This is a genomic window from Rohdeia mirabilis (assembly GCA_007750655.1).
GTDB lineage: Bacteria > Planctomycetota > UBA1135 > UBA1135.
In genome coordinates, this window is record CP036290.1 from 1470498 (window position 1) to 1491330 (window position 20833).

Annotated in this window: 19 protein-coding genes; 17 read left to right on the plus strand and 2 right to left on the minus strand. The window is 65.5% G+C overall.

The features are described from left to right. The first annotated feature begins 259 nt into the window (after positions 1–259). The 4 genes from Pla163_RS05400 (at position 260) to Pla163_RS05410 (ending at position 6085) form a co-directional block, all read left to right on the plus strand. Positions 260–1051 carry a hypothetical protein gene (locus tag Pla163_RS05400; RefSeq protein ID WP_145184738.1) on the plus strand — a complete coding sequence of 264 codons (792 nt, stop codon included), beginning with the start codon at positions 260–262 and terminating at the stop codon, positions 1049–1051. 1016 nt (positions 1052–2067) lie between these two features. Then, positions 2068–2295 carry a helix-turn-helix domain-containing protein gene (locus tag Pla163_RS05405; RefSeq protein WP_145184741.1) on the plus strand — a complete coding sequence of 76 codons (228 nt, stop codon included), beginning with the start codon at positions 2068–2070 and terminating at the stop codon, positions 2293–2295. Between the two features lie 440 nt (positions 2296–2735). Beyond that, the gene (locus Pla163_RS18775; RefSeq protein ID WP_419186346.1) at positions 2736–3605 is read left to right on the plus strand and encodes a hypothetical protein; all 870 of its coding nucleotides are present in this window, start codon (positions 2736–2738) and stop codon (positions 3603–3605) included. 860 nt (positions 3606–4465) lie between these two features. Next, positions 4466–6085 carry a hypothetical protein gene (locus tag Pla163_RS05410; protein ID WP_145184744.1) on the plus strand — a complete coding sequence of 540 codons (1620 nt, stop codon included), beginning with the start codon at positions 4466–4468 and terminating at the stop codon, positions 6083–6085. Positions 6086–6103: 18 nt separating this feature from the next. Here Pla163_RS05410 and Pla163_RS05415 read toward each other — a convergent pair whose 3' ends face one another. Then, positions 6104–7285: an IS256 family transposase gene (locus tag Pla163_RS05415; RefSeq protein WP_145184694.1), complete on the minus strand. Its 1182-nt coding sequence runs from the start codon at positions 7283–7285 to the stop codon at positions 6104–6106. Between the two features lie 1730 nt (positions 7286–9015). Here Pla163_RS05415 and Pla163_RS05420 point away from each other — a divergent pair. Beyond that, entirely contained in the window at positions 9016–9519 is a 504-nt protein-coding gene (locus Pla163_RS05420) for a GIY-YIG nuclease family protein (protein ID WP_145184747.1), read from the plus strand. A gap of 166 nt (positions 9520–9685) precedes the next feature. On the opposite strand, the gene Pla163_RS05425 is transcribed toward Pla163_RS05420, so the two are convergent. Beyond that, positions 9686–10018: a YegP family protein gene (locus tag Pla163_RS05425; RefSeq protein ID WP_145184749.1), complete on the minus strand. Its 333-nt coding sequence runs from the start codon at positions 10016–10018 to the stop codon at positions 9686–9688. A 567-nt stretch (positions 10019–10585) separates the two neighbouring features. Here Pla163_RS05425 and Pla163_RS05430 point away from each other — a divergent pair. The 12 genes from Pla163_RS05430 (at position 10586) to Pla163_RS05485 (ending at position 20782) form a co-directional block, all read left to right on the plus strand. Next, positions 10586–11866 (plus strand): DNA modification methylase, encoded by a 1281-nt coding sequence (locus Pla163_RS05430; protein WP_145184752.1) that lies wholly within the window; start codon positions 10586–10588, stop codon positions 11864–11866. Then, positions 11863–12309, plus strand: a complete 447-nt coding sequence (locus Pla163_RS05435; RefSeq protein WP_145184755.1) for a hypothetical protein — start codon at positions 11863–11865, stop codon at positions 12307–12309. Before Pla163_RS05430 ends, Pla163_RS05435 begins: the two co-directional genes overlap by 4 nt. Then, positions 12306–13577: a phage terminase large subunit family protein gene (locus tag Pla163_RS05440; protein ID WP_145184758.1), complete on the plus strand. Its 1272-nt coding sequence runs from the start codon at positions 12306–12308 to the stop codon at positions 13575–13577. Before Pla163_RS05435 ends, Pla163_RS05440 begins: the two co-directional genes overlap by 4 nt. 190 nt (positions 13578–13767) lie before the next feature. Then, a complete protein-coding gene (locus Pla163_RS05445) occupies positions 13768–14625 on the plus strand; it encodes a tyrosine-type recombinase/integrase (RefSeq protein ID WP_145184761.1) in 858 nt (285 codons plus the stop codon). Positions 14626–14634: 9 nt separating this feature from the next. Then, positions 14635–15711, plus strand: coding sequence for a hypothetical protein (locus Pla163_RS05450; protein WP_145184764.1), 1077 nt, complete (start codon positions 14635–14637; stop codon positions 15709–15711). Between the two features lie 88 nt (positions 15712–15799). Then, positions 15800–16024, plus strand: a complete 225-nt coding sequence (locus Pla163_RS05455; protein ID WP_145184767.1) for a hypothetical protein — start codon at positions 15800–15802, stop codon at positions 16022–16024. A 443-nt stretch (positions 16025–16467) separates the two neighbouring features. After that, positions 16468–16860 (plus strand): hypothetical protein, encoded by a 393-nt coding sequence (locus Pla163_RS05460; RefSeq protein WP_145184770.1) that lies wholly within the window; start codon positions 16468–16470, stop codon positions 16858–16860. Beyond that, positions 16857–18512, plus strand: a complete 1656-nt coding sequence (locus tag Pla163_RS05465; protein ID WP_145184773.1) for a YfjI family protein — start codon at positions 16857–16859, stop codon at positions 18510–18512. The genes Pla163_RS05460 and Pla163_RS05465 overlap by 4 nt, the downstream gene beginning before the upstream one ends. After that, a complete protein-coding gene (locus Pla163_RS05470; protein ID WP_145184776.1) occupies positions 18509–18799 on the plus strand; it encodes a septation protein SpoVG family protein in 291 nt (96 codons plus the stop codon). Before Pla163_RS05465 ends, Pla163_RS05470 begins: the two co-directional genes overlap by 4 nt. Continuing rightward, positions 18796–19251: a helix-turn-helix transcriptional regulator gene (locus Pla163_RS05475; RefSeq protein ID WP_145184779.1), complete on the plus strand. Its 456-nt coding sequence runs from the start codon at positions 18796–18798 to the stop codon at positions 19249–19251. The genes Pla163_RS05470 and Pla163_RS05475 overlap by 4 nt, the downstream gene beginning before the upstream one ends. Continuing rightward, entirely contained in the window at positions 19248–20450 is a 1203-nt protein-coding gene (locus Pla163_RS05480) for a tyrosine-type recombinase/integrase (RefSeq protein WP_145184782.1), read from the plus strand. The genes Pla163_RS05475 and Pla163_RS05480 overlap by 4 nt, the downstream gene beginning before the upstream one ends. Further along, positions 20447–20782 (plus strand): hypothetical protein, encoded by a 336-nt coding sequence (locus Pla163_RS05485; RefSeq protein ID WP_145184785.1) that lies wholly within the window; start codon positions 20447–20449, stop codon positions 20780–20782. The genes Pla163_RS05480 and Pla163_RS05485 overlap by 4 nt, the downstream gene beginning before the upstream one ends. Positions 20783–20833: the final 51 nt, after the last annotated feature.

Sequence of the window (20833 nt, forward strand, 5' to 3'; positions counted from 1 at the left end):
CTGGAGGCCCCCCCCTGCGCTGTCGTCGTCCTCTTCTGCGCCCAATCAACAGCCATACGCGACCTTGCGAACGCCGAGCCAATTCATGTAGTCAAGGCCAACGGCGATGGCACGTTTGAATCCAAGTCAGGAACGGACATGAAGGTCGCTGCCGCAACCTATGAAGAAGCGTTCGGACCCTACATGCAGAGCGCCGCTGTGTACTTCACAGCTTGCTGGGCACGAATCCCCTAGCGCACGAACAAAAATACAACGACAATTGAAGCTCATTCCAGCAATAGAGATGAAGTCTAAACTCGGACCCGTAATCGCAGGGGGGCTGATCCTTGCTATGATTGGCGCAGCCGCAGCAACCGCGTCAATATTCCCATTATCTAGCGACGTCCCTGATGGAGACGTTCTCCAAGTGCTACCGAAGATCCAAAGGGATGCGCGCGGAGAGCAAGTCAAGCTGATAGAGTTTATCGAAGATGGCCTCGAACCAGGCAGCTCGGGCTTCCACCTAGTCTGGCCAACACATCTGCCATCAGAAGCAGTCCTCCAGTTGAATCGCACTGGCGCAGCATCGAAGTCACTTGCTGGCGACTCGTTTGTGCAAGTAGATCTAAGCAATCCGGCTGCGTTCCAGCAGTGGGCTGACATAATCCCCGAGGGTGCCACAGGTGGCGGCTTCCCACTGCCGGCGGACTACCCTCACATCCTTGTAAGCCTCGACCGGAGCGTGGTCACCCAGATCGCTCGTGGAGGTCGTTATCAGGTCGGAGGCAGTTGGGAAGTGCGGATCACCTTCGACGCTAGGGCTCTTGGAGTCTTGGGTGCCCTTTCAGGTGAGCCGAACACACCTTCAGATTACTTCGACTGGTTCGGCGTTCCTCGAGCTAGCGGCGAGAGTGCGACAGTCGTACGACTTGCACTGGTAGTTGATGGGGTTGCTCTTGACCCCTTTGAAGTAGACCCGCTTCTCTCACTGGCGACTCCTGTGTCAGTGACGGTTGCGTCAGGCCTTACTGAAGCAGAATCGGCGGCAATATTGTCGGCCTGTGGCTTTTAGGCGACCCAAGCTGCACGCCTTGATCGAAGTTCGCCGAGTCAAGCAGCGCCCTCGGTGGGCTTGAGGCAGCCCCCGACTTAGGTCCACGGATTCCTTGGATCAGCCAGTTGCTCCAGCAGGTGCCGGAGCGGGTTCGAGTTGCTGGTGGGGTTGCTGCCGCAGAGCAGGGCGGGGGCCATGGCCCCCGCCCTGCTCTGCGAGGTACTGCTCGGGGCTGAGCCCGCCGAGCGCCGAGTGCGGTCGCACGGCGTTGTAGTCGTCGCGCCGTGGGGGGCATTCTCGAAGGCCGCTTGCGCGTCCTCCTGGCGGTGAACTGCGCTTCTTCAGCCTGTATTGTTCGTACGAAGAAGACCGAAGGAATGGAAATCTGCCCGTTTTAAGGATGAATATTCGAATTGCCTGGGTAAAGCGTCTGGCGTCTGCTGAGGGCCTCGCTCATCGCAGTAGGGGGCAGGTGCCGGTGCCTATCGTCGTTCTCGTTGTCGCGGCCCTGGGCCTGGCTCTGGCGATCGCGTTCTTCGCAGGCCGAACAGGTAGGCAGTCGATGACGATCCCTGAGGGCTCCGAGCGACCCGCCGCATCGGCGGGGGCGGCTTCGCAGGGCGACGCAATTGGCTCAGTATCCGGAGAGTCTCCCGACCTCGCGGACGACGCATCGGGCCATTCACGTTCGCCACTTCAAGATGGCGGAGTCGAGCCAGGCCAGGCCCCTGCGAGTAGCGCTGTGCCTCCGGAGCATCTGGAGCCGGCGGCCGCCGACCTCTGGAGAATCATTGTCAACGAGAAGATCAATTCCGAGGACACGGGCTCCCTGGGGATCTTCGAGGGCGGCACGCGCAGCTTGGCGGTACGTGTCCGGTGACGCCATCCCCACGCCGGGTTGACACGTCCGCCGCGCCGGCTCAGGCGCCTTGATCCACCGCCTCGCGCCGCCGCTCCTCGGCCCACGCCCACGGCGTCATCTGCTGGCGCGGTCCGGGGTGTCCGCTCGATGGCCCAGCCCTGGTCCGTTCCGGGTGCTGCGATGGGCCGCGGGGGACGCGCTGCGCGAGGAGCGCCAGCGGCAAGGGCTCTCACAGAAGGCGTTCGGCTTCGAGGCGGAGGTCGACCGGACCTACGTCAGCGGCGTCGAGCGCGGCGTCCGCAACCCGACTCTCGCGATCATGCTGAAGTGGTGCCGGGCTCTCGGCGTCAGGCCGAGCGCGATCCTGCGGCGGGCCGAGGAGGCGGCTGGCTGGGACTAGCCGCTGCCAGGCCGAGGAGGCGGTGGGCGGGCACAGGCGGCGTCGCGTAGGATTAGGACTTGCAGCCGCGGCGGTCCGAGCGGAGCGGCGTGCGTCAGTCAGCAGCCAGGGTGCTCAGTTGAGCGATGGATGATCACATCAGACGATCGAGGCCGGAGAGAGCCTCGGGCCAGCAGCCGCGAACGGAACGGGACCGAGCCACGCGGCGCTGGCATCTACCGAGCATGTGACCTCTAAAATTCTGTCAGCATTCAGGCGGGGCAGCCGCGTTCGCTTGAAAAAATCGTAGTTGGGTCCAACCCTACAGGCTAGGTCGCGTTAGTTGCAGAATCGACCCTCCGTGCTCGCACGAGCCGCTCCCCAGCCTGTGCGTCCTCGTGTGGTCGCAATACTCTCTGCCGTGCGAGCGGCTTCTATCCACCAGATCAACTTCGAAAGACATGAACGGAATTCTATTGCAATGCGCTACCAAGAGCGCATGCCACTGGCTCCGGCAAGGTATCGTACGCGCGCTGTCTTCCAGTATTGCCCTAGGGGCTCTAGTGGTTGGAAATGCGCACGCAGTGCAGCTGACGGTCGTGCCGAAGTCTGTCAACTTCACCACGAGCGAGCTCGTTATTGCTGAAGACGATGCTGGTGTCTACGTTGGGCCGCAGTGGTTGGACGGTGACTTTGATGGGCAGGTAACTTCGCCGTCGGCCGATCCGGCAGTGCCGCTCGATCACAACTATCCGATGCACTACACGTCAGGAGATCAGTGCACAGTTTGCTGCGCTACCTTCGAGGTCCACAATCCTCCTCCTCTTCTCTTTGTTGGCTACCTCACGTTTACTCCAACGGCAAACTTCTTGGGGCAGTCGTGGCAATTCGCTCCGCAGACCATCCCTTGGGTCTTCACGCAAACAACCTACGTTACTCCCTCGTTCGTTTGCCAAGTGCCCTTCCCTGCCGGCTTTGTCTTGAAGATTCCCGGATTCACAATTGATTGGGACGTAGAGCTCAGTCCGTCCGCGCATGGATTTCCAGCCTCATCTGGGACAACCTCGACGACGCATCGGATGTACGTGACTCGTCATGCGCCTCAGGTCGCTGCGCTGTATGAAACGCTCCTCGATACCGTCTGTGCCGCTGCCCATCTGCAGAGCGATCCCGTTACTATCGGTACCAGCGTCGCGACGGACTTTCTACTTGGAGGCATGACATCTAAGGCTGTTGATGGCTGGAATCGTCCAGACGCTCGTCCCTTGACTTACTGGCAGCCCGGCGCGTCCGGATGGAAGTCCACGTGGGGGGGGGGCTGCGAGTGTTGAACATCTCTTGAAAGAAACTTATCACTCGGGGGCGACCCGTTCCGGCGCTTGTGGGGCTTGGGCGAACTACATGGTTCAGGCGTTCGGGGTTAACGATGCTGCGTCTGACAACATCCTCGTGAATACCTACAGTCTTCGAGCGGTCACTCCGAGTACGCCTCCCAGTGATCCTTCGTACCCCGTCATAACCGCCGACTCGTGGCTCGCTGTTCCAAACGCCACATTCGGGCCTCCGTCGCACTCAATCGGGATCGATGGCTTTGTCTATACTCAGGCTGACGTCACACTTACCGGTGCTCCGGCAACTGCGCAGGGTGGAGCGCCAGACGTTCAAGAATGGGCGGATCACTGTCTCATGGAGGCGAGGACGGTCGGGGGGGCGCCCGTCTACCTTGATCCGTCGTTTCGGATCTACGGGGGCTTTGACTTGGGTGCCTACGAAGATTTCGCGATCTCACACATTGGCCGAGTCTTCGGCACGGGCGCCCCATTCCACTTTACTACGGGCCTGATCAAGAAGAAGCCACTAGGGGTCCGAGTGCTGGAAAACTACTAGGGGGCAGGAGTGTCGCACGGGCGCGGGCAAGTTTGTCTTGCTCGCGCCCCAACGGTAGTTGAATCTGATACGCACCATGCGAGTTGCAATTCCTATAGTCTGTGCTGTTGCTGCCCTTGTCGGTCTGGTTTGGTGGTTGGGCGGTTCCCAGGATGCACCTGGCAGGCGCCTCGCCGAAGAGGCTTCGAGTGTTGACGCTATGACTGGTTTAGTCCCTGCTCCAGAGGGCCTCTCGGCTGGCAGTTCGGACTCTGGGTTTCGAGAAGCGGTATCTATGGGTGCGCGAAGCGTAAGTATAGAGCTCGTGGGAGGCGCATTCGGTACTGACGTCGAGTGGGTGTATGCCGCCGTGCCAACTGAGGAAGCTGAGAAGGCCACGCCCGGCCGTCTCTGGGCGGCAGCGGGGGGCTCTCCGCGTCAAACGTCTGTAGACGGCCTGCTCATGGTGGAGGTGCCGGCAGAGGCAGCTGTTCTCGCGGTGTTCGATCGCGAGCGTCGCCTCGGAGGGTTCACGGTAGTGCCTGCCGAGGTTGTTGTGCAGCAGATTGTCATTGAGCCCCAGTCTAGCTGGGAGCTGGACGTCGCAGAAGGGAGGGGGCCTTTGCAGCGCGACCTCAGCTTCTTGGTTGAGGCACGGGCTGCTGCTGGCGGCTGGAGTTCCGTGGGCTTGGAGACGCTCGAGGCGGGTGAGAGCATGCTTTCGGTTTGCATCCCCAAGCGCCTTGTGATCGCTGGGCGGCTGCGTGCACGGGCAGTTGGTTTGATGCCTGACTATCAAGCCTGCCTGCTAGAGGGTGGCGCGGCCGCTACACAGATACCGGCCGGCGTCCCAGACGTCTGCTTTCTTGAGGTTCGAGGGGATGCGGGCGTCGCGGGGGAACATTTCAACCTGTCAGTTCCGGGAGGACGTCAATCAGGGGTGCTCAGTGCGGATCTGACCCCCGCCGTGATTGCGGTTCCAACGTCACAGGACTTGCTCCTAGAGTTGGAGCATGGAGGTTGGATCGAATGCGCTTCGGCGAGTGAATGGGGAGAGGTTCTCACTATTGACGTAGCCAAGAGCGTGGCGGGCCGACCCGTGGACGTCTTGACTCTAGCGATCCGTACGGCAAGCGGGGTGATGCTGGAGGAGACTGTGGTGGAGTTGCGAGAGACCAGCGCCATCAGCGCTCTCTCTCGAGGACGGGCGATCGAAGCGAAGGTCCGCACAGATGCGAGTGGGAGGGTCGAGTTGCAATGCTCTGGCCCTGCGGGATTCGCCGTGCCTCCGCGGCAGTTGGAAGTATTCGTCCCTCAACTTCAGTTACGGGTGAGCTGGGATTATGTTGGTGGGTTGGATGATGGACTGATTGCGGTCGTTGAGCTTCCCGCTGCGACCGTCTTGGCAGAAGGGCAGGTGTTTGGAGTCGGGGGGGGGCTGGCTGGGGGTGCAATAGTGACGGTTATTGAGGTTGTTCCGATAGATGTGGGTGATGCTGATGGAGGCTTCGGCGCGGCGCTCAGCGCATCAATCTTGAGAGAGCGGAGTCTTGGTCAGTCGGTCGAATGTGACGAGGATGGCCGTTTCTGTCTCTATGTTGAGGGTAAACTTCCTCGTACTTGCACCCTCTATGCACGGCAAGACGGAGCTGCATCTGTGGTTCGCATTGTCGGAGGTGAGCGAGGAGTGGAAGTCTTCCTCCAGGACGAGGCGCTTGAGCTAGATGTGCGTGTCCCGCACGAAGATGTCTGGTCGGTTGTTGGACTGTCCCAGCGCGGCGTTTCGCTGCTCCCGACCGGGAGTGGGGCGAGGAGTGACACGGTGCGTAGATTTGTCGCGGCCCCTGGCGCTAATCTGGAGGGTCTTGTGGAGGTTGAGCTTGAGGGTCTAGGTGTTCGCGAGTGCCCAGTCCTCGTTGCGGGTAGCGCCACCATTGGTCTGTAAATTCGGGTGCAGCGTCGATCAGGTCGCGTCCATGGAGAGATAGACCCGGCCGGTCTCCCACTCTTCGGAGACTTCGGCCAGGACAGCGGTGACGAGGCGCAGCGCGCTGGCCTCGTTCGGGAAGAGGGAGGCGACGCGTGTGCGCCGCTTGATCTCGCGGTTCAGTCGCTCGAGCATGTTCGAGCTCCGCAGCCGGCGGCGGTGGTGCTCCGGCAGCCCGAAGACGTTCAGTCCTTCGCGGACGTTCTCCTCGATCCAGGCGGCCAGCTTCGGCGCAGTCTCGGCGTACTCCGCGGCCGCCTCACGCAGCAGTTGCTCCGCATGCACGCGACTCGGCGCGTTGAAGATCGAGCGCAAGCGGCTCGCGACCGGGCCGCGCATCTCCACCTTCGGGACATGGGCCGCAGCGTTGCGCTGCAGATGGACCTGGCAGCGCTGCCACATGACCGACGGCAGCACGGCGCGCAGCGCCGCTCGCAGCCCCTTGTGGTCGTCGGTCGTCACCAGTTCGACGCCGTGCATCCCGCGCTCCAGCAGGCTCTCGAGGAAGCCGCGCCAGTGCACCTCTGCCTCCGACAGCGACACGCTCACCCCGAGCACTGCACGCTTGCCGTCCTCGCGCACGCCTGCCGCGACCAGGATCGCGCAGTCCATGACGCTGCCAGCGTGTCGCACCTTGACGTACGTCGCATCGAGCACGAGGTAGCGCACGGCGCCCAGCGGGCGCTGGCGCCAGGCATCGAGCTCGTCGTCCAGCTCCGCCGCCAGCCGCGAGACCTGCGACGAGCTGATCGACATGCCGCACAGCTCTTCCGTGATCGCCTTCACCTTGCGCGTCGAGACGCCTTGCACGTACATCTCGGCCAGAGCGAGCCGCAGCGCCTGCTCGGAGCGTTCGCCGCGCTCGAGCGCCTTCGGATAGAAGGGCTCGACTCCGTCCCGCACGTCGCGGGTCTTCGGGATCGACAGGTTCAGCTCGCCGAGGCGCGACGCGACGGTCTTCGGCTTGAAGCCGTTGGCATAGCCACGGCGATCGTCCGATCGCTCGAAGGGTCCGGCGCCCAGGTAGGCGCTGCGTTCCAGGCGCATGGCGGCGTTCAAGAGCATCTCGAGAGGGCGAGCCAGGTCGTCGAAGCCGTGAGCGGTCAGCAGTTCCAGAGCAGCGGAGATCGTGGTAGCGTCGGAGTCGTGGTGGGACATCGTTGGTGTCAGGTGAGAGGGTTAGAGTTCTCACATGAAAACGACGTGACTCCCGCCACACCAGAACAACTCGGGGCCGCCTTCAGCGGCCACCCCTCGGGGTGGCCGCTGCGCTCCTGCAACGCCGCCGCGAGGTGCGACGGTACTGCGCGGGAGGCGAGCGACTACGGGCGTCGAATCGAAACTACAGACCTACTGGTACACCAACTCGTTGCGGAGGGAGGGGCGCGAACGTTGGATCTCGGAAGACACCTTTTTCATGCCAGTGTATACGTTGGAAGTCGCGATGCTGGTCGGCCAACAACGCCTTGGATTCGTGATGTGGAGTCAGGCCTGCGCGTCTGGCAAGAGGGGACTACTGGGACGGGATGGGCATATCGTCCCTTAGGCTCGCGCGGATATTGGGGAACCGATGCGGAGCTTGATCCTGTGGCAGTGCAGTCTCTTAACGCGCGGCCGGGAGGCGCTGCCCATGCTTCGATCGTATTGTGGGGGAGGCGGGCAGTGATTTCTTGTGGTGCCGTCGGGCACGACGCGCAGATTGTTAGCATCGAGGCGGGCGAAGTTTTCTGTGATTTGGAGCCGCTAACTATCTTTAAGAGCCGCATGGTGAACGCGGACTTGTTGAGGGATGGGGAGGAGCTGTGTTTACGGCTAGCAGGATCTTCAGACGTGATTCGAGGTGGTCGTCAGGATGTGAGAGTGGATCAACACGGCGAGTTGCGGTGGTTGGGTGCTTCGGGGGATGTCATGTCGGTTGTGGATGTGTGGTTGCGACGTCGTGTTGAAACTGGTTTGGAGGGTGTGATGTTGAATCAAGGTTTGCTTCTCGATGAGAGGGAGTTCAGCAGCTCGCGAGTGTGGTTGAATGTTAGCGGCGCTGAGTTGGAGCGAGGTCTTGAGCTGCTTCGCGCAGGGGCAGGGGGTTGAGCAGTGATTCGCAGCGTGCGTGGCTGTCTGCGGTTCCATTTAGGGCGAGAGCTTTGCACCCGAGCATGCACTGTAGTTATTGCACCTGATATGCGACCTGGGAGATGCCTGACCGAGGGCCCCACGGGGCGCTGATCGGGCGACCCACCGGGGCCTCGATCGGGCGCTCCTGGGGGCCGATTCCGGCCTCCGCGCCGCTCCCCAAGTTCCCCGCTGGTTCACCGATTTGGGCGTTTTCAAAATCGGCCTCCCGCCAGGGCTCGACCCCGTTTCACGCGCTGTGAGGCGGGGTCGAGTCGCGAAACCGAGGGTTATGCCGTAGAACTTGGCGGGGAACTCGGAGTGCACTTTTGGGAACTTCGAGTGCACTTTGGGAACTTGCCGGGGGTGCTCGGCGAGCGCGGCGCGAGGCGGCTCGAGAGGGCCGCTGCGGCGCGTTCTGGGAGGGCTCCCTGGCGCGTCCTGACCGGGCCGTTGACAGGGCGAGTCGGAGCGGCTGTGCCCGCGTCTCGTCGGGCGGGGTCGACCGTGCCGAGATGAGTGCGGCCCTGGCCCGATGGCTGTGGCGACCAGGAAGAGCAGCGCCCGCGAATCTGGAGGTGGCGGTGACATCGTCCACACCGTCCACTCGCAGGCGCTGGGGTGGCTCGCCGTGGCTCGCCGTGTCTCCCGGACGCCCCGAAACTGTCCGCAGAATCCGCAGAACTCCCTCCGCGCCGCCTTTCTGCGGATTCTGCGGACGATTCGTAGGGGTCTGCAAAACGTGGTGCGCCCCGGCGGGAGCCTCTAGGCTCGACCGGATGCGCACGAGCAAGAGCTTCCTGGACCTACCCCAGTCGCCAGGTGTCTACGCCCTCTTCGGTGGTCGTGGAGGGGGGCATCACGTCGCCTACGTCGGCATCGGGTCGAAGGTTCGGACCCGCGTCCAGCAGCACCTGCTTCGACGGAACAGCAGCGTGACGACGGGCGAGAGCGTGGTCTCTCTCAACCCGGACCTGGTGACGGAGGTCCGGTGGTGGTGCCGCGACGAGTTCGATCAGCCGGGCGTGCTCGAAGCTGCCGAGCAGGTGGCGTTCGATGTCCTGTCACCGACCCTACGCAGCCGTGGCCGACTCGGTTCCGAAGCCGACGTAGCGCTTCGCCGGGCTGGCTTCCGTGAGCGGATGATCACCGTCTTCGAGGGGGAGGCCGACGGGCGCCTCACGGTCCCCTCGATGTCGGATGCGCTGGAGCGGCTGGCGAAGCTGGAGGATCGCGTGCAGCAGCTCGAAGACGCGGTGAAGGAGCTCACGGGGCGGTCCTGACACAGATCACGGGCGCGAGCGCGACGGCGAGTGTCGGTGATCGACGGGGTCCCCGTGACCCTGGGGCTCGAGAGGCCACGTAGCGAGCGGAGTCACGACTCGTCCGGGCGCTGCGACCCGTCTGGTGCCGCGGCCTCGTGTGATCGCCTCGCCGTCCGTTCGTGGGCTACGCCTGGTCGTCGACCTTGGCGTCGGGACCGTTGCGCTTGACGGACTCGATTCCGTTGTCGCGCGCCGACGTGGACGAGTACATCTCGCTCTTGCCGATGATCTCGCCGTTGGCGGCCTTCAGCACGAAGTAGGGGCTCTTGTCCTTGGCCTCGCGCCGGTCGTACTTGGTGTCGTCGGGCGAATTCGTCCGGACGCTCTCGATGCCGTTCTCCGCCGACGCCTTCGCCTTGTACCTCTCGCTCGTCAGGATCACCTCGCCGTTCGCGGCCTTGAGGTTGAACATGAACTGGTCGTCGCTGGTCTTCTTGAGTTCGTACTTGGCAGCCATGTCAGTCCTACTTGGGTTCGGGGGAGAGGCGTTCCGGGGCGGAGAGCCCTGGAGTGCCACCTGCTTGATCCTGCACACCCTAGGGGCCCGAGTTGATTCGCGCGACCGTGGGAGTCGCGGCGCCCATTCCGATCTGTGGGCCACATGCGTTTGGGGACTCCCTTGGAATCGTCCGCAGAAACCGCAGAAAGGCCAGGTGCCCGAGTTCTGCGGATTCCGCGGATGGTTTCGAGGTGACGACAGCGCGCGTTTGCCCGGTCCCCGCCACCAGGTGAAAGGTGCGGCCCCGGTCCTTGCCCACCGGGGCCGCGAGTGGGGCACCGAAGCACCCCAGGGAGGCGCAGTGACGGTGCTCGCAAAGCCGCCGCTGCGGGGTCGAGTATACGGGCCGATAACTCGCGCGGGGGACTCGACCGAATCAGCCGGTCCAAACGTGCACTCGCAGTTCACCGCTCGGACCCGCTCACGTAGAATGGCCCTCTCGCCTCGGCCACGTCCAAGCGCGCGTCGTCTACGCGCACCCATCCAAGTCTGGCCACCAGCACCTACCCAGGTGACGACTTGGACATGGACACCCTGCGGGTCGAATGGACCCCTCGCGAGCGGCTCTTCTGCTCGCCCTCGAACCCCCGCGTCAACGACCACGCGGTGCCGCACGTGGCGGCGTCGCTCCGGCGCTTCGGCTGGCGGCAGCCGATTGTCGCCAAGCCATCCGGCGAGGTGATCGCCGGCAACACTCGGCTCAAGGCGGCGGGCGAGCTGGGCATGGCCGAAGTGCCCGTGGTCTGGTTCGAAGGGACTGACCTCGAGGCCACCGCGTTCGCCATCGCCGACAACCGGACCGGCGAGTTCGCCGAGTGGGACACGGGCGCGCTGGCGGCGCTCCTGGGCGAGCTGCGCGAGGAGGACGCGTTGGAGGGCGTCGGCTACGAGAGCGCCGACATCGACGCCCTGCTGCGCGAGCTGGAAGCGGAGGGCGACGCAGCCGATATCGGCGACGCGGGCGCACAGGAGCTGCCCGAGGAGCCTGTGACGCGGCCGGGCGACCTGTGGCTGCTCGGCGACCACCGGCTGCTCTGTGGCGACTCCACGAGCGCCGAGGACGTCGAGCGACTGATGGCGGGGGAGGCCGCGTCGCTGCTCGCCACGGACCCGCCGTACCTGGTCGACTACGACGGTTCGAACCACCCAGCTGAGCACCACAAGAAGGCTGGCCGGAAGGCGGCACCCGGCGCGGAGCTCGGCAACAAGCACTGGGACGCGTACATCGACCCCGAGTCGAGCGTGGAGTTCTTCGCGGGGTTCCTCGAAGTCGCGCTGGCCCACTGTATCGAGCGGGTGCCGGTGTACCAGTGGCACGCGACGCGTCGGCAGACGCTGGTCGAACAGGCGTGGGTCCAGAACGGCCTGTTCGTTCACCAGACCATCGTGTGGGTGAAGGCGCGCGGGGTGCTCACGCGGAGCCACTACCTGTGGCAGCACGAGCCCTGCTTCTACGGATGGCGGACGGGGATGCAGCCCGAGAAGCCGCGTCGACCCGCTCCGAACCTGACCACAGTGTGGGACATCGACCAGGTCGGGCAGATGGATGGGATACACCCCACGCAGAAGCCATTGCGCATCTTCGAGATCCCGATCGAGCACCACACGCTCAAGGGCGAAGTCGTGCTCGAACCCTTCAGCGGCAGCGGGTCGCAGCTGATCGCAGCCGAGCGCCTGGGTCGTCGGTGCTTCGGCATGGAGAAGTCCCCGCAGTTCGTCGACGCCGCCGTCCAGCGCTGGCAGAAGGCGACCGGGCAACAGGCGGTGCTTGAGTCGACGGGGCAGCCCGACGGAGGCCGCGAGTGACCAAGCGCATCCCCGACGAAGCGTTCACGTTCTACATGGGGCTGGGACCCGACCGCAGCTACCAGAAGGTCGCCGATCGATTCGATGTCTCGAAGCGCGCGGTGTCGAAGCGCGCCCAAGCGGACGACTGGGCGGGCCGCGCCGAGAAGATCCAGGCCGAGTCGCGCGCGCGCCAGGACGCCGGGATCGTGGACGCGTTCGACGAGATGAACCAGCGCCACCTGAAGGTGCTGAAGGTGATCCAGGGCAAGGCGCTCGAAGCCCTGAGGACCCTACCGCTCGAGCGAGCTACTGACGCGGTGAAGGCGCTCGAGCTGGTCATGAAGCAGGAGCGGATCGCACGCGGTGACCCGGACGAGGGCAACGAGACCGTCGAGCAGCTGATCAAGCGCGAGTACGAGCGCTGGCTGGTCGCGTCCGACGGCACGGAGTCGGACCGATGAGCGGCATCCCCAAGATCCAGCGGCGCCTCGACCGACGCGCGTTCTTCGAGGACCTGGGCTACGAGCCGCACGACGGCCAGTGGCTGATCCACGAGTCCACCGCTCCGCGTCGCGTCGTGGCCTGCGGCGTCCGCTGGGGCAAGACCGTCTGCGCTGCCATGGAGGGCCTGGCCGCCGCGATGGAGCCTGCCGAGCGCTCCGTCGGGTGGGTGTGTGCGCCGACCTACGATCTCGCCGACCGCGTGTTCCGCGAGCTGCAGCTGACGATCATGGAGAAGCTGCCGCACCGCGTGATCTCGATGCGGGAGTCCGACCGGCGAATCCTGCTGCGGAACCTGGCGGGTGGTCGCAGCGAGATCAGAGCGAAGTCGGCCGACAACCCGGTCAGCCTGCTGGGCGAGGGTCTGGACTGGCTCATCGTGGACGAAGCCTCGCGCCTCAAGCCGACCATCTGGCAGGCACACCTGTCACAGCGTCTGATCGACAAGCAGGGCTGGGCGCTGCTGATCTCGACACCGAAGGGCAAGGGCTACTTCTACGACCTGTGGCGACGCGGGGCGGGTGACGACGACGCGTTCGCCGCCTGGAACAACCCCAGCTGGACGAACCCGCTGCTCGACGCCGCACTCATCGAGTCGGAGCGGTCACGCCTCCCCGAGCGGGTCTTCCTGCAGGAGTTCGGAGCGGAGTTCATCGAGGGCGCTGGCGCCGTGTTCCGCAACGTCCGCGAGTGCGCGACCGGGTGCTGGCGCGAACCCGTGCACGGCGCGTCGTACTACGGCGGCCTGGACCTGGCCAAGGTCGAGGACTACACGGTCTTCGTGATCGTGGACCAGGAGGGCCGCGTGTGCTTCGTGGACCGCTTCCACCGCCTCGACTGGTCGATCCAGATCCAGCGCATCAAGGCCGCCTACCGTCGCTTCGGTGAGGTGCAGATCCACGTGGACTCGACCGGGGTGGGGGAGCCCGTGTACGAGGCGCTGCTGCACGAGGACCTGTACGTACGGCCCTACCCGTTCACCGCGAAGTCGAAGTCCGCCCTGATCGACAACCTCGCGCTGCTGCTCGAAGAGAAGTCCATCGAGCTACCGACTCCGCTGGCCTGGCCCGAGGGCATCGAGGAGCTGGAGGCGTTCGAGTACTCGGTCACCGACTCGGGCAACGTGAAGATGAGCGCGCCCGGCGGCCAGCACGACGACTGCGTGGCCGCGCTGGGGCTGGCGGTGTGGCCGTTGCGGGAGTCGAGGGTGTCGCTGCAGATCTGGTAGCGCGGGGTGCGGGTGCGGAGGGGCTCCATCCGCTCCACCGAGGGCGCGCCGACGTGGCCCCTGGCGCCGTGAGCTGGCCCCAGCCCCCGTTTCGCTACCATAGGGGCCACGCGGGCTCTGTGCCGCGCCTTGCCTTCGGGGGCCCAGCCTGCCCCTATGCGACCTCCACCCAGCCCTGGAGGATTCCAAGTTGAAGATTCAAGACGCCCTCGCGGACTACCTGGTCCAGCTCGAGGCCGACGGTCGCTCGAAGCACACCGTCGGTCAGTACTCCCGCTTCCTGACCCAGCTCGGGTTGTGGATGGAGCGGGTGCTCGGTTCGCCCGAACTGGACGCGCTCCGGCACCAGGAACTCGCGCGGTTTCTCGTGTCGGACGACGCGACAAAGAAAGTCGACGGCAAGCCGAAGAAGCCGTCCTCGATGAACGCCCTGCGCTCCTGCGTGAGGGCGTTCTTCATCTACTGCGAGGTCGCGGACTACACGGCCAAGAACCCCGCGCGGCTGGTGAAGCGCGCCGTGGTAGGGGAGCCCGCGATCCGCTCGCTGTCCGAGCGCGAGGTCGGACTGCTTCGGTCCGCACTGGCCCAGGCCACGTCACCGAGCGAGCGCCGCGACCGCGTGCTGATCGAACTGATGCTCCGCACCGGCGTCCGTCTGGCCAGCGCGCTCGCGCTCGAAGTCCAGGAGCTGGAGCTCGACGACGGGCTCGCGTACGTGCTCCACATGAAGCGCGGCAAGCAGATGACCGTCCGCCTGGACGGGCCGCTGGTCGAGCTGCTCCGCGAGCATGTCGGCGACGAGACCTACGGTCCGCTCTTCCTCAACGACGACGGCGAGCCGCTGTCGGACCGGAGCGTCCAGCGACGCTTCAAGCGGTGGCTCGATCGAGCAGGCATCCGCAGGCCAGCCAGCCCCCACGCGTTGCGGCACACGTTCGCCACACGGATGTACGAACAGACCCGAGACCTCGAACTGGTGCGCGTGGCGATGGGTCACGCGTCGGTGGCGACGACGGGGAGGTACGCGATGACTGCCCGAGGGCGGTGAGGAGTAGGGATGGTCGACAAGTCGCGCATCCGGTCGATTCTTGAGACGCTCGCAGCGCACGAGACCACCCCGACTCTCGCCGAACTGCGGTACGAGGCGCGCCTGGGAGTGTGGGCGCTAGGGTCTGCCTGTGCGAAGCCAGGCGAGGCGCCGGTCTTCGCAGGACGGTGGAGGCACGAGCGAGCAACCCAGAGGGCGATCGGCAGGTACGAGCAACGGATAGCGCAGCGTGTGGCGAGCAACTCGGACGTCGACAAGTGGGCGCTTGCGATGGCAGAGCTCTACGCGAAGTTCGCGGCATGCGTAGTCGGTAGCGGAGAGCTTGAGTTCTGGCGTGCCCAAGACTGCGTTGCCGTGGCCGCCGCAAGCCCTGCGTTGCGATCGCTGGATGGGCGTTCGGGCGCGATGAGCGGCCTACATGTGGCCGAACTCGCACACGGATTGGTCGAGACGCTGCTCTCGGATGCTCCGCATGACAGTGATCCGGTGTGGAGACCTGGGCGAGTGTGCAAGGCCAAGGCCCAAGTCGAGTTCGTTGGGATCGCAGCCATGGCGCCGCGGGCAGTGGTTCGCCTTGGGGGGTACTTCGAGGGGGTGGAGGACTTCTTGGTCGAGATTGCGAGCCGTGCTCCCTCTGCGCTCGCTGGCGATGATGGGGCGAGACCTACCGAGGATGAGCTTCGTAGCTTTCGGTGGCCTGGCCCCTCGACCGTTGCCAGCTCTGAAGAAGCCGAGGCCTCGGATAGACATTCGAGCATCGGCGTACAGCTAACCCCGCCTGGAGGCGACGGCGACGACGGGAAGGCGATCGGTCGAGCGCCGACTCGACTGGAATCTGCACTCGATCGACTTCCCACTGGATTCGCGCTCACGGAGACGGAACGAGCAGTCCTGGAGTTGCTCTGTAACGCTGGCCGAGGCACCGGCAAGAACTCCAAGGACCTCGTGTTCGAGTTGAAGAAAGAGTACGGGATCGACGTTCGCGAGGACTCTGTTCGGCAGTCGCTGATCCCCTCGCTCCGCAGGAACGGTCAAGTCATCAGGCACTTGGGCGGCAAGCGGGGCTACGTGTTCGTGGACGAGTAGGCCACGGGGCGTGCAGGCGACGCGCTGACTACGCAACGCCTACGTCCAGACGACGGACGCGGAATCGTCCCGAAGGCACGTTCTGGGGGTGAGACACTCCAAGTGCCAACTACTGTCCCTGGCCGACCTCGCGGTCGAACTCGGGTTCCCCGTCCCCTGGATCGCCAGCGAGGCCATCGCTGGCCGCATCCCGTTTGTCCGCGTCGGTGACGAGGTCTGGTTCTCGCCATGGCGGGTCCAGACCGCGCTCGTTGCGCGACTCCACGTCGAGTGGCTCAAGCTCGAGAGTGACGGTTGGGAGGTGGGCCAATGAGCCCCCTCGAGCACGTCCTCGTCGCCCTTGAGCGGGCGGGGTCGAGAGGCCGCCAGGTCCGCAACGGCTGGCAGTACCAGTGCCCCGCGCACGACGACGCCCGACCGAGCCTCCATATCCGGGAGTCCGACAACGGCTCCGTGCTGCTGCACGACTTCGCTGGGTGCTCGACAGAGGCGGTGGTCGCGGCCCTCGGACTGACGATGGGGAGCCTGTTCCGAGACTCCGGTCGCACAAGATCGACGCGGCATCTCCCGATCACGCGTGCGCCTCGGCCTGCCGAAGAGCCGTCGCACGGCTTCGAGTCCTTCGACAGTGCTGCAGCGGCGTACCGGCACCACTTCGGCCCCGAGCACGCGCGCTGGGACTACCACGACCAGCACAGGCAACTCGTGGGCTCGGTCCTGCGGTGGAACCGACCTGGCGGGAAGGAGGTGCGGCCCGTGTCGCTCCTCGCAGATGGCTGCTGGCACCGCAAGGCCATGCCCGCGCCGAGGCCGCTGTACCGCCTTCCGGACCTGTGGGAGGGCGACGAGCCCTTCGTGGTCGTCGAGGGCGAGAAGTGCGCCGACGCCGCAGTCGACTACGGCTTGAACGCCACAACGAGCGCGGGCGGCTCCAGCGCCGCCGTGCAGACCGACTGGAGCCCGCTCGCGGGGCAGCCCGTCGTGATCATCCCGGACCGCGACGCAGCGGGCCAACGCTACGCGGACGCCGTTGCCTCGATCCTGCTTCGCCTCGACCCCCGCGCGGATGTGCGGCTGGTTGAGCTGACCGACGTGCCCGAGGGCGGTGACATTGCAGACCTCCTCGCGATGTGGAGGGACGAGCAATGAAGCCCGAACGTGTCCGAGACAGAGCCGAGGAGCTGATCTCTACCGCCAAGCCAGTTGATGCGGGCGACGGCTGGGAACGCCCGACGGCGTTCGACGAAGGTCCCCTGCCGAGCTTCCCCGTGGACGCTCTCGGCGATGGGGCCGCTCGGGTCGTACGTGAGGTTGAGCGAGCGCTCCAGGTACCGCCTGCCATGCCGGCCATGCTCATGCTCGTCGCAGCGGCCACGTGTGTCGCGAAGAAGTTCGAAGTGGTCCTGCGGCAAGGGTGGACTCAGTCACTCAACCTCTACGTGCTCGTCGCAATGAGTCCCGGCGAGCGCAAGACCAGCGTGATGCGTGCGGTAGCGAGCGCAATCACAGACTGGGAGCGGAAGCGCGAAGTCGAGCTGGCGCCTCAGATCAAGAACGACAAGCAGCTCCTCGAGCTCGCGGAAGGGAGGCTCCTCGGTGCGAAGAGGCGCTACGTGAGTGCGAAGACCGCAGACAAGCGCGATCAGGCACTGAGCGATGTGACCGAGGCTCAGAAGGAGCTCGATGCGGTCAAGCCAACCGTACTCCCTCGCCTTCGAGTAGACGACGTGACCCCGGAGCAGCTGGGGTACGTGATGCGTGACAACGGTGGCCGCATCGCGCTCCTCGGATCAGAGGGTGGGATCATCGACATCCTGGCGGGTCGCTACGACAAGGGCGGTCAGCCGAACCTCGACCTCGTTCTGAAGGGGTGGGATGGTCAGGAGCCGTGGTTGCGCGACCGGGTGACAACGGAGTCGGTTCGCATCGATAGCCCACTCCTCACCCTGGGGCTTGCCATCCAGCCCGATGTCATCAGCTCGATGGCTGGCAAGTCAGCGATCAGGGGGCGCGGTCTGCTGGGCCGCTTCCTCTTCGCCATCCCCCGTAGTCGCGTCGGACGACGGCTCGCACAGCCTGAACCTGCTCGTGATGAGGTCATGGACTGGTGGAGGGATCGCCTCGACGCGCTTCTGGAGCTTCCCGATGACCGAGACGAGCAGGGGGAGACGGTCACCGCCTCGATCGAGCTCGACGAAGACGCTCAACGGCGCTTGGTCGAGTTCCAGGAGGAGCTCGAGCCTCTTCTGGGTGAGGGCCAGTTGCTCGGCGACATGTGTGACTGGGGCGGCAAGCTCGTCGGGCACGTTGGACGGATCGCTGCGCTGCTGGCGCTGATCGACCAGGGAGCTGCTGGGGCGGTGACGGTCGGCCACGTTGATCGTGCCGTTGAGATCGGGCGCTTCCTGATCCCGCATGCCCAGGCTGCGTTCCGCTTGCTGGAGCTCGATCCAGTTGTCGAGGGGGCGAAGAAGCTGATTGGCTGGATCACGCGCAGGAAGCTCACGGCCTTCACTGCGCGGGAGGCGCTCGATGGCCTGCCGCGAGCCATGAGGCGCATGGAGCATGTCGAGCGCACCATCGAAGTGCTGATCGAGTTCGGCTACATCCGCGAGGCTGAGGCTGAGGCCGCGCCTGCGACCAGGAAGGGTCGTAGGCCGAGCCCCGCGTACGACGTGAATCCTCTCGTCCACTCTCCGAAAGTTACCGCGATTACCGCAGAACTCGAGAGCGGCGCTGATTCTGCGGTAATCGCGGACGATCTGGAGGAGTCTGCGAACGACGCCGAGGTGCCGTCATGACCGCCCCGCTCGTCACCGACGTGCGGATCACGGCAGCGCTCCGCCAGGACCAGGACCGGGGGCTGCTGGCCTACGTCAGCTGCACCGTGGCCGGGGTCCTGCGCATCGACGGGCTCACGGTCCGGCGCACCCGCTCGGGCGACACCCGCCTGTCGCTCCCCGCGCGCCGTGATCGCCGTGGGCTGGAGCACCCGTACTTCGAGCCGCTCGACGCGGCCACGGAGCGGGCGCTCGAGGAGGCCGTCCTGGCCGCCTTGCTCGGGGCTGGGGAGGGCGAGAACTCGTGAGCGAACTGCGCGAGAAGCTCGACGCCGCCGTGGCGCGTGGGGCGCGGCGTGGGCGCTCCGGCGAGCCGGTGACCGTCGATGCGGACGTGGCGCAGGACGTCGCGACGGGTGGCCACACGGGCGGCGTGGGGGACCCGATCCGGTCGCTTGCCGCGTCGCTCGTGACGGCGTCAGCTGCACTGCAACAAGCCGCTGAACACCTGCAGGTTCACCTTGCTGCGGGCGCTGAAACGAGCCCCTATGCGCTCGTGGACCAACGCGACGCGCAGCCCCAACTCGAACCGCTCCTCACGGTCAAGGACGTCGCTCACTTGCTGAGCGTGAAGGAGAAGACCGTGCGCGAGTGGAAGGCGAAAGGCGACATGCCCGTGCCCTTCGAACTGGGCGGAGTGATCCGCTGGGAGCGCGCGGAAGTCCTCGACTGGCTCGACAGCCGGAGGGTCGCGCGATGACCCGTGGACGAGCGATGGGGCCGGGCAGGCTCTTCAAGCGCGGCACGAGCTACGTGCTCGACTACCGCGACGCGGACGGCAAGCGGCACCACTACAGCCTCGGTCCGGACAAGCGTGTGGCCGAACGGCGTCGTGCGGAGCTGATCCGCCGCCGCGATATGGAGCTCGACGGACTCGGGTCGCTCGAAGGCCAGCAGATGCGGCTCGACGAGGTCGCTCAGGAATACATCGCGGACCTGGCAGCGCGATCCTCGCCCGGCCACGTGAAGAACGTGGTTGCGCGGCTCACCAAGACCCTCGACGACCTGGAGCCCACTCGGGTGTGCGACCTGCGCCCGCTCCACGTGCTCAGGCTCCGATCGGCTGCGACCAACGCCGGGCTCGCCAACCGCACGGCGAACCTGATCGGCGAGACGCTCAAGGCGATGCTGAACTGGGCGGTGGACGCGGGCGTGATCGCTCAGAACCCGATCGCGCGGCTGAAGAAGCTGCCCGAGGGGAAGGGCCACCAGGTGCACCGGCGTCGCGCGCTCTCCGACGACGAGGTGGATCGCTTCCTGGCCGCCTCGCGCGCCGACGACGAGCGCTGCGAGCAGGAGGCTCGACGCGTCGGAACCACCCATGTCCCGCAGACACCGCTCTGGCTGCTGTTGCTCGACACCGGAGCGCGGTGGGGCGAAGCGCGCCAACTCACCTGGGGCGACGTGAGCTTCGCCGACCAGCTGCTCGTGCTCCGCGCCGAGACCACGAAGGCGAAGAAGGAGCGCGCCATCCCGCTCACCGACCCGTTGGCCCAGGAGCTGCGCGACCTACGCGTCCAGCACCAGCAACTCCTCGGGCGCATCCCAACCGTCGCGGACAGGGTCCTGCTCAGCCCGCGTGGGAGCGCGCTCAGCGTCGCCACGAACAACCCCATGCGGATCTTCGACCGCGTGCTCGAACGCGCGCAGATCGACCGCACCGACGGGCAGGGACGCCACATGGTCATCCACGGCCTGCGGCACTCCTTCGCGACCCGCCTGGAGCGCGCCGGCGTCCCGCTGACCCACGCGCAGCGACTCATGGGGCACAGCGACCCGAAACTCACCGCGCAGATCTACACGCACCTTGGCGTGGACGACCTGCGGGGCGCCATCAAGAGGCTCGGGCGACCGAGCGAACCAGAGGCCGCCCGGACGGCCACGGAGACGAGCAGATGATCGAACAGCAAGGCGACGTGGACCGCTACCTGGCGCTGAAGGAGGTCTGGTCCGACCTCGTGTCCGACCGCGACGCCATTGCGCGTGACCCTGGCGGGAAGGAGCTCCTGCTCGCGATCCGATCGCTGCAGCGAGCCGCTCAGATCACCGAGCGAGGGGACCTGGCTCAAGCAGCCGAAGCCGCGCTGAGCTTCATCGGTGGACGAGTCCACGAAGCGCGCGCCGAAGTCTGGCCGGAGCGGGTCACGCGAGTGCAGCTGCAGATCGCCGAGATCGAAGCGGCAGCGCGCGCGTCGATGGCGATCGAGATCAGCGCCGGAACGGGCGACTGACGGCAACAAGAACACGGGGTCGTCGAGCGTGTGACACCGAGTCACGCGACG